This window comes from Priestia filamentosa, assembly GCF_900177535.1.
Classification (GTDB): domain Bacteria; phylum Bacillota; class Bacilli; order Bacillales; family Bacillaceae_H; genus Bacillus_I; species Bacillus_I filamentosa.
This window is the reverse complement of the sequence record NZ_FXAJ01000002.1, coordinates 37,805-49,848: the sequence shown is the minus strand read 5'-3', so window position 1 is coordinate 49,848 and position 12,044 is coordinate 37,805. Positions and strand designations below refer to the sequence as shown.

Here is a 12,044-nt window from a genome sequence, read left to right as displayed (position 1 = left end):
ATTTTAAACAAATAAGAAAATATGTAGGCGTATATGAAGATTAAATCTACTAATTGTACCCTTTAATATAGATTAAATTTCTTTATTTAAAAAAGCGCCTGTACGTTGATAAATATCTCTATATTCATCAAGATGAGTGAATTTACCTAAGAAACCATGAACTACGCCTTCATATCTTTTCGTTTCCACATGTACACCAGACTTCCTTAAGTTTTCTGCAAATAGTTCCCCTTCATCGCGAAGTGGATCATATTCTGCCGTAATCACAAGCGCCTGTGGAAGGTTCTCTAAATTTGTTTCTTTAACAGGCGAAACGAGCGGATTATTAGGATTTGCATTTTCACCTAAATAGAAAGCATTATATTCGGCTAGTTGATCGCTTTCTAAGCCATAACCTTTTGCATTTTCAATGAGGGATGAGTAACGAAATTCACTAGCGTCAAGATCTAGTGCTGGATAATATAATACTTGTTTCGTAATGGTGAATTCTTTTTTGACACGTGCCATAAGGGAGATAGCAGCGGCTAAATTTCCCCCTGCACTATCACCTGCAACAGCAAGGTTCTCACCATCCCAATTTAATTCCTCTTTATGTTCTGTTGCCCATTTCGTTACATTATAGCAATCTTGTAAACCAGAGGGAAACGGATGTTCAGGAGCAAGACGATATCCGACAGAGATTACTTTGTAACCGGATTCTTTTGCAATGGGACGAACGATCTCGTCGTAACTTTCCAAATCTCCTGCAATAAATCCCCCACCATGAAAATACATAAGAAGAGGGTATGGGCCTTCTTCCTTTGGAGTATAAATTCGGACTGGTATATCTGCTTCAGAAACTGGAATGGTTTTTTCTTCAACTGAATAAACTTGGACACGTTTTCCAACAGGTAAGATAGGGATATAAGCTTTTCTTTGTTCGTCTGGAATGACTTCCTGTTTAGCCGGTGATTTTTGCATTAAATCAAACACTTTTTTTATTTGGGGATGTAATGGCATACTAAATAACCTCCTACATTTATTGTTTAGAATTTTTTTATTCGTAGTTTGCAATATTCAAATCTACGGATATTTTAGAAATAGTTTTTTTCAGGAAAAGCTGTTTCATTTTGTTCAGACGGAAATTGACGAGATAACTTTTGATATCTAGTTGTTATTGGTTTTCTCCATAACTCGTATTGTCGTAATGCCTCTGGAATTGAATCTGCTTCACGCAACGCAATAGCCAATGCTCCCGCATCTTGTATCGCCATGTTTGCCCCTTGACCTTGGTTATGAAGCATAGCATGTGCAGCATCGCCAATCAGGGTTATACAATTGGATGACCAGCGCTCTAATGGATCAATATCATAGAGGGCTCGACAATTGAACTCTTCTATACTTTCTACGATTTGTTGGATTTTAGGATCAAAGTTTCTTAAGTGTTTGAGAATATCTTTTTTCTTTATGCCCGGCCGCCATGATGGATCTTTGGATGGTACCGTAATATCAACCGAAATTTGCTTTCTATACTGTAATGGTAACAAATAGACCTGTACTTGCCCATCTACAAAAATTCTTAGTGTGTTATCAGAAGCAAGACCAAATGTATCTTTTTCATTTATAATCGCTCGATAAGCATGATAACCAGAATAAACAGGAGCGACATTACAAAACATTGAACGAGTCTTTGAATGAATCCCATCCGCTGAAATAACTAAGTCAGCCTCAATAGTGATACCGTTCGTAAAATGTGCTTCTGCATAATCGTCATAGTTGATGACCTGCTCACACTTATGGTTCAAATGAACTGATTCATGTGGTAATTGACTAATAAGAGTATGAATTAAATCTGCTCGATGAATTAATCTTGCCCATCTTTCATCTGAATTTTCAGTCAAAAGAGGCCACTCTTCTTTTATAAGAAGATCTCGATTACCGGTCAGTATCTCCATAAAATCGCTCTGCCAACTCTTATTTTCTATCTCCTTATAAATTTCCCAATCCTTGAACAGCTCTACGGATGGCGGGCGTATACCAATACCTGCTCCAACCTCCTTTATAGCTGATGCTTGTTCATAGATTTCAGCATGAATCCCTTCGTTCTGTAGAGCAACTGCGGCTGCTGTACCACCAATTCCTCCTCCAATAATCACAACTCTCAAGTCAGACTTTCCCTTATTTTTCAGCTTCATACCTAACTTCCCTTCACAAAAATAATCGGAAAATAAGTTTATGTACGATTAGTACACTGAACAAGCTCTATAATATATCAAAATTTTACTATCCAAAAATAGGTTCTCTTTTTTAAGTTTTGGTAATTTTAATCACCCTTTCATTTTTATATTTGTCATTATATCGATAGGAAAAATGTTCTTGTAAGTGAACATTTTGTGACATTCTAATTTTTCTTCCTGACAGATCGGTGCGGAAATTTATAATACATCCATCTCTTTACCTACTAAAAGGCAAATACAAAAATACTTTTTCAAACTAACATTATCCTCCTTCTACGAAACAACACCTTGTCTTTATAAATGAATGATGGGAATAAAAAAAGATGTTCTCTTAATCGAGAACATCTTCTATTTAACAAGTTTGTTATCTAGTTTTCTTCTTCATCATTATCATAAAGGATTCTCTTTTAATACCTCTTCATCAACTTTTATATTTATCAAAATCTAAAAAAAATGGAGAATTCTTTATGTTTGTTTTCCATTTAAAAACAGACTATTTCCCCTAGATTAAGAAAAAAATGAATGATCGAAGTTCATGTGCTGCGTTATATTCTTAAATGTAGAATTCCTCTAAAACTCTAATTCTCCTGTCCTTCTAACGGAAATTCTTTAAGCCCAAACACAAATGCACTTTGAATAGGCAATAATTCAAAATTATGGGGGATACAGATTTTTGAGAATTTCTTTGTTAATTGTTCAAAAGCAATTTGTCCCTCCATTCTTGCTAAAGGGGCACCTAAACAGAAATGAATTCCCTTTCCAAATGATAGATGTGGATTTGGTTTTCGATTAATAATGAAATGATTGGCATTTTCAAACTTATTTTCGTCACGATTAGCGGATCCAATCCATAGTGTTACAGAATCTCCTTTTCTTATGTTCTGCCCTTTTATTTCCTTATCTTCTTTCGCAATTCTATGAAGGGCTTGAACAGGTGAACGATAACGTAATCCTTCTTCAATAGCTAATGTAATATATTCAGGATTTTGCTGAAGCTCTTGGTAATGGCTCGGTTCTTCTAATAACCCATACATTGTATTTCCAATAAGATTTGTTGTTGTTTCATTACCTGCTGCTAGCAGCAAACGGCAAAATGAGACAATTTCACCGTCTGTTAGCTTTTGCCCTTCTATTTCAGCATCTATTAAAATAGAAATAATGTCTTCCTTAGGATGAGTTCTTTTGTATTTAATAATCTCTTCAAAATACGTATCCATTTCAGTAATACTTTGCGTACGAAGCTTTTGTAATCTTTGAAGTGCCTCTTCTGTTGGATCTTCTGGTCCTGCAACTAATAAATCAGACCAGCGTTTAAAGTCTCCCATATCTTCTTCAGGAACTCCAAGAATATCAGCAATAACCATAACAGGTAATGGATACGCTAAATCTTTAATTAAATCAAATGTTGCTTTACCTTTCATATCATCTATAAGGTTTTCGGTAATTTGTTCAATTCGAGGTTTCCATAAATTTAATTCTCTTGGGGTAAAAGCTTTGCTCACAAGTGAACGTAATTGAGTATGACGAGGAGGATCGAGACTAAGAATGTTTGGTTCTCCTTGTTGCACAGGTCGCTGTGAAGAGAATATTTCCTTATTTTTGATTATTGCTTCAATGTCCTCATATAAGAATATATCCCAGCACTTCTCCTCTTCATTGTATGTAATAGGTGAAGCCTTTCTCATTTTTTCATACCATTCAAACCGCCCGTTCCAATTTTCCTCTGAAGTAGAAAATGTATGTCTCGAAAAAAACCCCACTGTTTTTTGTTTCATTATACTCGCTCCTTTTTCATAAATAATCAAAAAACCTAGCTTTCTAAGACAGAAAGTCTTTTAACAATGAAATACGGTTATCTTAAACCTTCATACGTATACATCTTTTTCCCTTACTCTTCTAGTTTCTAAACAAACTCCTCTTTTTCCTCTATATATCATGTAAATATGCCAGCAGACCTACTTTCAGGTTTCCCATAACAAACGTAAAGGAGTTAACTTAAAAGTTAACTCCTTTAATAGATTATTCATTATAAGATCACTTAGGATGCATTTCACAGCGGTAATGAGAGCGGGGATAGGTTCGTTTTGCCCACAAACAACCTTCTGTAGACACATCTTTCAAATTTTTATTATACACTTAGACTTCTACAAAAACCGAACCACTAAAAACACTACGTATTATTTTCAATAATCAACTTGTATAATTTTATGATTCCACTTAGCTTGTCCTAATTTTACGTATCTTTTGTGATTGGCGCAAAAGTAACTCTAATTACTTTTTGCAGATCACTTGGTGACACTTGTACTTGATGTCCTACACGTCCACCAGAAAAATATATGGTATTAAAGTTTTTCGCTGTGTCATCGATAAACGTTTTAAATTGTTTTTTCATTCCTATAGGGGAACAGCCTCCATGTACATATCCTGTAAGAGATAAAAGGTCTTTTTGCAGAATCATCTCAATTGACTTCTCTCCTACTGCTTTCGCCCCTTTTTTTAAATCGAGCTCTTTTGCAATTGGAACCATAAAAACATAATGTTCTTTTGATTTTCCTACTGTAACAAGTGTTTTAAATACTTGTTCAGGATTTTCTTTAAGATAGGTGGCAACTTCAATCCCTTGAAGCTTTGTACTATCGAAAGAATAATCGCGATATGAAATCTTTTTCTGATCAAGAATTCTCATGACATTTGTTTTGTCTACTTTTTTCCCCATCATTATCACCACAAATTTAATTTTTGTAAAGGTTAGGTCATACTGACAATTCCCTTACTCTTCCAAAGCTATATTCTTAATTATTAAGTCCTTTCACATAGCTCCAGAACCTCACCGAACATTAGCTTGTAAGGGCTGATAGCTTAACTTCGCTTATTACTACAGTTTTTCTAAAACTTTTACTCAGTTGTATTTATTTTACTAAAATGGTTTAGTCCATTACAATAGACTCGTATTGAAGATTACCGTTAGTTACGTTCTCTATTCATGGAATGATGTATGAAAAAGCTAAGAAAGGTGGATTTATTATGATTAATCATGCAACAAAAAAACAAGAGCTTATGGATGCCTTTAACTTTCGTCATGCGACAAAGACATTTGATCCAGCGAAAAAAATTTCAGAAGAAGACTTTCATATCATTTTAGAAGCAGGCCGCTTATCACCAAGTTCAATTGGATATGAACCATGGAAATTCTTAGTCGTTCAAAATCGTGAAATTCGCGAAAAATTACGTGAAGTAAGCTCCGGAGCTCAAGGTCAGTTTCCGACAGCTAGTCACTTCGTTATTATTCTTGCACGTAAAAATGCCACACCTGAGTCAGATTATGGGCAACATATTTTAAAAAATGTGAAAAAAGTTCCTGATGATAAGATGGAGCAAATGGTGAAAGCTTATCAACACTTCCAAGGTGTTAACCTTAACCTATACGAAAGTGAACGAGCGCTGTTTGACTGGGCTAGCAAACAAACTTACATTGCACTCGGTAATATGTTAACAGCCGCAGCATTAATTGGCATTGATTCTTGTCCAATTGAAGGCTTCCATATGGAAAAAGTAAATGAGGTCTTAGAGAATGAAGGTTTGCTAGATCGTGAAAACTTTAGCGTATCCGTTATGGCAGCATTTGGATACAGAGCTGAAGAACCACATCGCGAAAAATCTAGACAGAGCCAAGATGAAGTTGTTCAGTGGGTTGATTAATATTTGACATGCATAAATAAAAAGCCGATTCCTCTATTACGGAATCGGCTTTTGCACTCCATATATGTATTCACAAACGCTCACGTATAGATTGTTCATCTTCCGTTTTAGTTAAGAGTATATGTGTTGACAAAGAAAGATATATAGTGATAATTTATACTCCAACACACTAAGTATTTTTAAATATGACATATATTAAAAAGTAAAATTAGACACTAAACATATTATTTGACAGGTTAACTAAAGGAATGATAATTTATATGCGTGCGCATGCAATAAATTATTTATATACTAAAACGTAACATTAATTTTTACCAACAATGAAATTTCCTCAAAAAACTTAAATTAACAAGTAAAGGAAGTAGAAAAATGATGAATTCACCAAAATCTATTGAACCTTTGTTTAAGCCATTTGAATTTGAAAATCTAAAACTTAAAAACCGTATCGTCATGGCACCTATGACTCGTAGTTTTTCACCAAATGGAATTCCAGGAGCTGATGTTGCCGCTTACTATCGTCGCAGAGCAGAAAATGAAGTTGGGTTAATTATTACTGAAGGAGTACTTATTGAACATCCTGCTGCAGGAGCGGAACACGATGTTCCTCATTTTTACGGAGAAGAAGCATTAAACGGCTGGGCACGTGTCGTTCAAGAAGTACATGAAGCTGGTGGGAAAATTGCTCCACAGATTTGGCACACAGGAATGGCTCGTCAAAAAGAACATTTCCCTGATTCAGATACTACTCCTGTTGGACCTTCAGGCATCAACTTTAGTGGTGAACAAGTATCTGAACCACTTAGTGTGCAAGAAATTCAGGACATTGTGAATGCTTATGGGCAAGCTGCTGCTAATGCTAAAAAAATCGGTTTTGACGCAGTTGAAATTCACGGAGCTCATGGCTACCTAATTGACCAATTCTTCGCCGATTCCTTCAATAAACGTAGCGATGAATATGGCGGGGATTTAGTTCAACGCACTCGCTTTGGAGTAGAAGTTATTAAAGCCGTACGTGAGGCTGTTGGTCCTGACTTCCCTATCATTTTTAGATTTTCTCAATGGAAAGCCAACGACTACAATTTCAAACTAGCGAAAAACCATGACGAACTAAAACGTTTTCTCACACCGCTTGTAGAAGCTGGCGTTGATATTTTCCACGCATCAACTCGTCGATTCTGGGAACCAGAATTTGAAGGCTCTGATCTTAATTTGGCAGGCTGGACTCGTAAACTAACAGGCAAACCTGCTATTACGGTTGGCTCTGTTGGATTAGATTCTGAATTTATGGATTTACTTACAAAAGGCCAAGGCAGTCAACCTGCAAGTATTGATGAATTAGTTCAACGTCTAGAAGACGAAGAGTTCGACCTTGTAGCAATTGGTCGAGCACTATTGAATGACCCTGCATGGGTAACTAAAATTCGTGACGGTAAAACGGAAGAGCTAACTGCCTTTACAAAAGAAGATTTAAAGACTTTAGTATAGGATACCAATCAATAAAAAAACTAAAATAGCCCCAGAAGAAGCTTCAATAGAAGTTCCCTCTGGGCTTTTTTCTTCTTTGTATCTAATGTCATCTAAATAAAGCAGGTTATTCAACCGATATCCAGGTGAATATTACTATTATTTCTCCATTAAATAGACTTTTTCTTAAAATCATCCACATGAAAAAAAGGACTAATTCACAGATTTTTGAATTAGTCCTAAAATATGTTGCAAGTTATTAATATTGCTCTCAATATGAAATTATATTTCTCTTATATTATTTTTTATTTGGATTGCGTTGGAGATAAACAACATGAGTTTGTAAAAATTCTTCTAAACCATGCTTACCATCCGCTCCGCCAATTCCAGATTTCTTACGACCTGCATGGAAGCCCTGAATAGCTTCAAAGTTTTCGCGGTTGATATATGTTTCACCAAATAGTAATTCATTTGCAGCGCGCATTGCTGTATCTAGATTCTGTGTGAAAATAGAAGATGTTAAGCCATACTGACAGTCATTCGCAAGTTCAATCGCTTCGTCTAGATCTTTAAATGTCATAATTGGAAGAACAGGTCCAAATACTTCTTCTTGTACGATTTGTGAATCTTGCTTTACATTCACAAGAACAGTTGGTTCATAATAATAACCGACTTTTGCATCTCCACGTTTTCCACCTGTTAATACTTGAGCCCCTTCTTCCACTGCTTTTTTCACCATTGAGTCAACAGACTCTAGTGCTTGTTTGTTTGTAAGCGGCCCCATATCTAAGTCTTTATCTTCAAGTGGATTACCGTATTTCACATTTTTCATTGCCTCAACGATTTTTTCGATAAATGTATCCGCGATATTTTCATGAACATATACACGTTCCGCACAGTTACACACTTGCCCTGTATTAATAACACGTGAGTCTACAATCGCCTTAACTGCTAAATCGATGTCTGCATCCTCCGCTACAATAGCAGGCGCTTTTCCACCAAGCTCTAGACTTACTTTTGTTACGTTTTTAGCAGCTGCTTCCATAACACTTACACCTGCATTTACGCTACCTGTTAAGCTTACTAAACCAATTTTTTCATTTGAAGCAAGCTCATTACCAACTGTACCGCCACGTCCTGTTACAAGGTTAAATACCCCTTTTGGAATGCCTACCTTTTCTACTAATTTTGCAAACTCAATCGCATTATTTGGTGTATCACTACTAGGTTTAATTACAATTGTATTTCCTGTTACTAATGCAGGCGCAGCTTTTCTAGCTACAAGAAAGAACGGGAAATTCCATGGTAGAAATCCAGCTACAACACCAATCGGTTCCTTAAAAATCATAATGTTTTCATTTGGTCTGTCACTTTGAAGAATTTCTCCTTCGTAAGTTCTTGCTGATCCTGCCATGTAATCAATATAGTCAGCTGTAAATTCAACTTCCGTAGTAGAGAGAGCAAGTACTTTTCCTTGTTCTTCTGAAATAACACGTGCTAGATAATCTTTATTCTTTCGAATTTCTTCAGCTAAACGAGTTAGATACTTTGCTCTTTCAGCAGCAGGTTTTTTCTTCCACTCTTTTTGGGCTTCTTCTGCAAAATTGATAGCTTCTTTAACTTCTTCGATTGTGCAGCTTGGTACTTCTGAAATAATTTCTTCTGTTGCTGGATTTATTACTTGGATGAATTCATTAGAACTAGAATTCGTGAACTCTCCATTGATATACATTTGATATTGTTTAACATCTGTTTGTGTGCTCATTTCCCAAGTCCCCCTAATAATTGTGAATTTTATCTGCGTTTATTTTTATAAGTTTAAAATTCCCTGTTTTGGCACAACATTAAATGCATCTGCTAGGTCTTGAAGCTGTTGATCTGTAATTGTTTGTTTAACTCCGCCTTGTGCACATACGATTGTATATACTTCTGCAGCTTTCTCAGCTGTTTCAATTAAACCAAATGTTTCATCCATCGTAGTTCCGGCTCCAAATACCCCATGATGAGGCCAGATAACAGAACGAACATCTTTCATTTTTTCTGCAGTTGCTTCCCCGATTGAATCAGTTCCTGGAACCATCCATGGAATAATACCAATTCCTTCTGGAAATACAACAATACATTCTGTGCACATTTGCCATAATGTTTTTGTAAACGCATTCTCATCTAAGCTGTGAGTGAAAGTCATTCCAATAAGGTTAGTTGCATGGCAATGCATAATAACACGATGATCTGGATCCACTTTCAATCTTTCAATATGGCTCATTAAATGAGAAGGAAGTTCACTTGTTGGTACTCCCCCGTCTTCTAATCCCCATAAAATATCAAGAGATCTACCATCCTCAGTTATACGAATGATGCCAAGATTTTCAGCTGGGTTATCGATTACATTTTTGAAGTATTTACCTGAACCAGTTACAATAAAGTACTTTCCAGCTAAAGCAGAACCATCAAAAATCATTGGTACTGTACGCTTAATATCATTAATATTTAAATACGTAGCTACTTCCTCTTCGTCTAATAGATAGCTAATATTTCCCCCATTACGTTCATCCCACCCTAATCGATAAAGATTTGCGGTCGTTTTCGTCATTTCTTGGAGGAAAGGAGCTTTTAATATGTCTTTCTTTGTCATAACCTCTTTCACTTCATCATCTCTCCCTTTATTCTCTTTAAGAGATATTATAAATAGCTTTTTAATTCTGAAGTTTATATATAATAACTACTACTTTAAATATTTGAATCAAAGTATTTACAAAACCATGATATGTTTTTCAAAGAAAAAAGTCAACACAAATAAACAATATTTTTTTGTTTTGTTTTGTTTTTTTATTTTTCAACCATTATTACATCTTTGTTTTTTAGCTACTAATCATCTCTTTATAGAGTATTCCAACTTGTGATATTAGTTAGTTAGTTAATAATAGAAATTAATCTGTTTATATAAGAAAAAACACTTTTAATTTTCTTTTTATTATAGGGAATCCCTCTCTATTTAAGAAATATGATATGATTAAACAAAAATAAACAAAAAATGACTTATATATTTATTTTTGGATTTACTATTCGTAATTTTTTAAAACTGTAAAAAAGAAGGGAAGTTAGAAATGCTAGTAGCTGAAAGACAAAAAAAGATTGTGGACTTAGTAAACTTACGAACGACCATCCGTGTTTCCGAACTAAGTGAAATATTTTCCGTAACAGAAGAAACTATTCGACGTGATCTTGAGAAGCTTGAAAGAGAAAATAAGTTGCGCCGAAGTCATGGAGGAGCTCTCAGCATTCAGGAAAAAAATCTAGAAGTAGATTTTTCTGAACGAGAAATCATAAATGTAATAGAAAAGAAAATAATTGCTCGTGAAGCTGTTAATCAAGTAAAAAGTGGAGATCGAATTATCCTTGATGCTAGCACTACTGCATGGTATATGGCACGCTCCCTTCCTGATTTTCCACTTACTGTTATTACAAATTCAATTAAAGTAGCAATGGAACTTAGTAAAAAAGAAAAAATTGAGGTTATATCAACAGGAGGCATACTGCTTCCTAAATCGTTATCTTACGTTGGACCTTTAGCAGAACGATCCCTTGATAATTATCATGTTGATAAAACTTTTCTTTCTTGTAAGGGACTTGATTTAACAAATGGATTAAGCGATTCAAATGAATGGCAAGCATTATTAAAAAGAAAAATGATTGAAAGGTCAGCCCAAACCATTTTGATGGTTGATTCAAGTAAGTTTGGACATCGAGATTTTTCTCATATTACTTCCTTGCACAATATTAATCAAATTATTGTAGATGCCAAATTAGACAACACTTCAAAAGAAATACTTAAAGAGAAAAAGATAACGGTAACAGCTGTAAATGGGGATAAGGAGCCTGCTTCTTATTTTTTCAAAGAAGCTACTGTACACAGTTAAGTAAAATTCTATACGCTATTCTATTCGGCAAACTCCTCTATAGGTAAGTTTGTCTTTTTTATAAACAAACACTTTTAAAACATAAACAAAAACAAAACAAAAATAATTGTTGTTTTATTTTGTTTTTGTGTTAATATGTATACTATAAACAAGATGTTTCAAGATTCTTCTTAAAGAGAGTGACAATTTATACTTTATGTCCAGTTATTTTCGTTAGGTAGAAAACTATGTTTAAACAAGAAAAAGCTAGCAAGCCGTCATTTTGACATGTCTAGATTTGCAAACGAATTCAAAACACTATCCCTATTTCAATCTAATAAGTACCATGTTATAACACACGCGCATTGTAAGCGCTATCTTAATATTCCTATAAACTATTTGAGGTGAAAGTAATGATTAGAAAAGCAAGTATTATGTTTGTTTATAAAGAGCAATTTGACGAATACAAACGTCGACATGATGAGATATGGCCAGAAATGGTAGAAGGATTAAAAGAACATGGCGCTCATAACTATTCAATTTTCTTAGAAAAAGAAACTGGAAAATTATTTGCTTATTTGGAGATTGAAGATGAAGATAAGTGGAGCAAGATGGCCCAAAGCGCTATTTGTAAAAAGTGGTGGGATTACATGGAGCCTTTAATGGAAACGAATTCAGATAATAGTCCCCGTTCTGTGGACTTAGATGAATTGTTTTACTTAGCATAACTCTTTAAGAAGATACAGTCAGCAAGAAAATCACAGAA

10 protein-coding genes are annotated in these 12,044 nt (G+C 34.8%); 4 read left to right on the top strand and 6 right to left on the bottom strand.

Annotated features, from left to right (window positions below):
• Positions 1–72: 72 nt before the first annotated feature.
• The 4 genes from B9N79_RS07440 to ybaK all read right to left on the bottom strand — a co-directional run bounded on the left by B9N79_RS07440 (position 73) and on the right by ybaK (position 4,932).
• On the bottom strand, positions 73–999 hold the full coding sequence (locus tag B9N79_RS07440; RefSeq protein ID WP_046217067.1) for an alpha/beta hydrolase: 927 nt from the start codon (positions 997–999) through the stop codon (positions 73–75).
• Between the two features lie 74 nt (positions 1,000–1,073).
• Positions 1,074–2,174, bottom strand: coding sequence for an FAD-dependent oxidoreductase (locus tag B9N79_RS07435; protein ID WP_046217066.1), 1,101 nt, complete (start codon positions 2,172–2,174; stop codon positions 1,074–1,076).
• A 620-nt stretch (positions 2,175–2,794) separates the two neighbouring features.
• The gene (locus B9N79_RS07430; RefSeq protein WP_046217065.1) at positions 2,795–3,991 is read right to left on the bottom strand and encodes a cytochrome P450; all 1,197 of its coding nucleotides are present in this window, start codon (positions 3,989–3,991) and stop codon (positions 2,795–2,797) included.
• A gap of 458 nt (positions 3,992–4,449) precedes the next feature.
• Entirely contained in the window at positions 4,450–4,932 is a 483-nt protein-coding gene (gene ybaK / locus B9N79_RS07425; protein ID WP_019395270.1) for a Cys-tRNA(Pro) deacylase, read from the bottom strand.
• Positions 4,933–5,240: 308 nt separating this feature from the next.
• Here ybaK and B9N79_RS07420 point away from each other — a divergent pair, with 308 nt between their 5' ends.
• On the top strand, positions 5,241–5,915 hold the full coding sequence (locus B9N79_RS07420) for an NAD(P)H-dependent oxidoreductase (protein ID WP_040057975.1): 675 nt from the start codon (positions 5,241–5,243) through the stop codon (positions 5,913–5,915).
• 369 nt (positions 5,916–6,284) lie between these two features.
• A complete protein-coding gene (locus tag B9N79_RS07415; RefSeq protein ID WP_046217064.1) occupies positions 6,285–7,400 on the top strand; it encodes an NADH:flavin oxidoreductase in 1,116 nt (371 codons plus the stop codon).
• Between the two features lie 277 nt (positions 7,401–7,677).
• Here B9N79_RS07415 and aldA read toward each other — a convergent pair whose 3' ends face one another.
• Positions 7,678–9,144, bottom strand: coding sequence for an aldehyde dehydrogenase (gene aldA / locus B9N79_RS07410; RefSeq protein ID WP_046217063.1), 1,467 nt, complete (start codon positions 9,142–9,144; stop codon positions 7,678–7,680).
• Positions 9,145–9,189: 45 nt separating this feature from the next.
• Positions 9,190–10,014, bottom strand: coding sequence for a rhamnulose-1-phosphate aldolase (gene rhaD / locus B9N79_RS07405; protein ID WP_040058443.1), 825 nt, complete (start codon positions 10,012–10,014; stop codon positions 9,190–9,192).
• A gap of 472 nt (positions 10,015–10,486) precedes the next feature.
• Here rhaD and B9N79_RS07400 point away from each other — a divergent pair, with 472 nt between their 5' ends.
• Positions 10,487–11,299, top strand: a complete 813-nt coding sequence (locus B9N79_RS07400; RefSeq protein WP_046217062.1) for a DeoR/GlpR family DNA-binding transcription regulator — start codon at positions 10,487–10,489, stop codon at positions 11,297–11,299.
• 392 nt (positions 11,300–11,691) lie between these two features.
• Entirely contained in the window at positions 11,692–12,006 is a 315-nt protein-coding gene (gene rhaM / locus B9N79_RS07395; RefSeq protein ID WP_046217061.1) for an L-rhamnose mutarotase, read from the top strand.
• Positions 12,007–12,044 lie beyond the last annotated feature (38 nt).

Excerpts from the sequence above, each read along its gene's own strand:
- B9N79_RS07435 (WP_046217066.1), bottom strand. The coding sequence starts at position 2,174 with ATGAAGCTGAAAAATAAGGGAAAGTCTGACTTGAGAGTTGTGATTATT.
- B9N79_RS07415 (WP_046217064.1), top strand. The coding sequence starts at position 6,285 with ATGATGAATTCACCAAAATCTATTGAACCTTTGTTTAAGCCATTTGAA.
- B9N79_RS07440 (WP_046217067.1), bottom strand. The coding sequence starts at position 999 with ATGCCATTACATCCCCAAATAAAAAAAGTGTTTGATTTAATGCAAAAA.
- rhaM (WP_046217061.1), top strand. The coding sequence starts at position 11,692 with ATGATTAGAAAAGCAAGTATTATGTTTGTTTATAAAGAGCAATTTGAC.
- aldA (WP_046217063.1), bottom strand. The coding sequence starts at position 9,144 with ATGAGCACACAAACAGATGTTAAACAATATCAAATGTATATCAATGGA.
- B9N79_RS07400 (WP_046217062.1), top strand. The coding sequence starts at position 10,487 with ATGCTAGTAGCTGAAAGACAAAAAAAGATTGTGGACTTAGTAAACTTA.
- ybaK (WP_019395270.1), bottom strand. The coding sequence starts at position 4,932 with ATGGGGAAAAAAGTAGACAAAACAAATGTCATGAGAATTCTTGATCAG.
- B9N79_RS07430 (WP_046217065.1), bottom strand. The coding sequence starts at position 3,991 with ATGAAACAAAAAACAGTGGGGTTTTTTTCGAGACATACATTTTCTACT.
- B9N79_RS07420 (WP_040057975.1), top strand. The coding sequence starts at position 5,241 with ATGATTAATCATGCAACAAAAAAACAAGAGCTTATGGATGCCTTTAAC.
- rhaD (WP_040058443.1), bottom strand. The coding sequence starts at position 10,014 with ATGACAAAGAAAGACATATTAAAAGCTCCTTTCCTCCAAGAAATGACG.